The sequence below is a fragment of the Streptomyces durbertensis genome, from assembly GCF_014156695.1.
Lineage (GTDB): Bacteria > Actinomycetota > Actinomycetes > Streptomycetales > Streptomycetaceae > Streptomyces > Streptomyces durbertensis.
This window is the reverse complement of the sequence record NZ_WMLF01000703.1, coordinates 1-1,685: the sequence shown is the minus strand read 5'-3', so window position 1 is coordinate 1,685 and position 1,685 is coordinate 1. Positions and strand designations below refer to the sequence as shown.

2 protein-coding genes are annotated in these 1,685 nt (G+C 68.6%); both read right to left on the bottom strand.

Features of this window, described 5'->3' with window-relative positions; genetic code table 11:
• Nucleotides 1–81: 81 nt before the first annotated feature.
• Nucleotides 82–855 (bottom strand): GntR family transcriptional regulator, encoded by a 774-nt coding sequence (locus GL263_RS26085; protein ID WP_182858197.1) that lies wholly within the window; start codon nt 853–855, stop codon nt 82–84.
• Nucleotides 856–858: 3 nt separating this feature from the next.
• The gene (locus tag GL263_RS26080; RefSeq protein ID WP_182858196.1) at nt 859–1,395 is read right to left on the bottom strand and encodes a GntR family transcriptional regulator; all 537 of its coding nucleotides are present in this window, start codon (nt 1,393–1,395) and stop codon (nt 859–861) included.
• Nucleotides 1,396–1,685 lie beyond the last annotated feature (290 nt).

Below are 1,685 nucleotides of genomic sequence, written 5' to 3'. Positions count from 1 at the left end.
ATGGTGCACCCCACCACCGACACCGCCCGAGTTATCCACAGGCCATCCGCTCGGCCCGGCGTTTCGCCGGGTCGGTGCGGACTACTCCGGGGTGAACTCGTATTCGAGTTCGTAGAGGTGGCCGGCCTTCACCATGACGGTGACCTCGATGGGGCGAGCGGCGTCGCTTCGGACTACGCGGAGGGTGCGGAGTACGGGGAGGTTGCCCGGGAGTTTGAGGGCCGTGTACTGCTCCTGCGTGGGGATGCGGGCGGAGACGCGGTCGACGCTTGACCTGGGCGGGTGTCCGAGTCCGGCCAGCAGAGCCGGTGAGCCGCCTCGGATCTTTCGGGGTTCGGTGAGCGCGGTGCCGCGCGCGAGCTCCAACGGGTAGTAGCTCTGGACCAGTTCCACCGGCTCCTCGTCAATCGAGAGGATCTGGGCCCGCAGGAGCGCTTTACCGCCCGGTGGCAGAGTGAGGGCTTCCGACACGTCGGTCGGAGGAGTCACCTCGGCCACCTCCAGTAGTCGGCTGCTCGGGCGCCGTCCGTGGCCGCTGTTCTTGGAGATCCAGGGGAGCGGCTCGCCTGGCGCGGCCGGTGCCAGATACGCGGCGGGGCGGACCAGTTGTTGGCGGCGCTCGCGGACTGTGACGGACGAGCCGGCGCGACCCACGACCAGCCCTTCGTCCTTCAGGAGGCGTAGGGCCTTCTGCACCGTTGCGTTGGAGGCCGAGAAGCGTTCCGTGAGCTGGGCGGTGGTCGGCATCTTGCCGCCGGGCGGCAGGTCGCCGCGCATGATGTCGTCGCGGAGATCGGCTGCGATCCGCTCGTGCAGCGAACGCGGGTCGCTGTGGCCCGTGGCTTCTCCCGGCATGCGTCAGTCGATCCTCAGTTCGTAGCGCAGGCGTTGACGATGCGCGGGCATCACCATGCGATCGACCTGGATGGGCTGGTCGGCCTCGTCCAGCGTGACTCGGGTGAGCTGGAGTACCGGTTCGGTGGTCGACGTGCGGAGTGCTTCCCGTTCGTCTTCGGTGGGCATGCGGGCGGACACGTCCTCGCTCACCCGGACTCCGACGTGGCCGAGTTCGGCGAGAAGGGCGATCGCTCCTCCCGGGATCTTCGCGGTTTCCGCGAGCCGGGTGCCGGCGGCGATACGCGTCGGGTAGTAGGTGTCGGTGAGTTCGAAGGGCAGGTCGTCGAGGAACATGATCCGGCGCCGGGCGATCACGTCGCCGCCCTCCGGCGTGCCGAGCAGTGTTGCGATCTCGCTGGGCGCCGGCACCAGGCCCGCGTGGGTGACGCGCTGCGTTCCACGGCGTCCGCGTGCACCGGCCTCGGTGCTCCATGGGTCGCCGTGTCCGGAGGAGCGCGCGGTCAGGTAAGGCCGCGAGCTACTGACCCACTCACCCATTGCCGTCTCCCATGAGTCGTCGCAGAGGAACCGTCCGTCCGCGTACACGGTATGCGACCAGCGGCGGGTTACCGATGGCGCCGGTGTTCGAGCCCGCGAAATCGCTCCACTTTTCGCGAAAGCCAGTACGCTTGTCTCGCTGTTCCGACACGGGAGGTCTGGGTGTCTGCTGTGGCTTTGGTGAGGCAACGTCGGTTCCCATGGCGGCGAACGGAGGTGCGGGGCGCCACGGCGGGTGACGCGTTGCGGCTCCGGTTGCGGGAGGTCAACGAGCGTTCGGGCTGTCTCTT

Bases quoted from the DNA above. Each gene is read 5' to 3' on its own strand.
- GL263_RS26085 (WP_182858197.1), bottom strand. From the start codon at position 855: ATGCCGGGAGAAGCCACGGGCCACAGCGACCCGCGTTCGCTGCACGAG.
- GL263_RS26080 (WP_182858196.1), bottom strand. From the start codon at position 1,395: ATGGGTGAGTGGGTCAGTAGCTCGCGGCCTTACCTGACCGCGCGCTCC.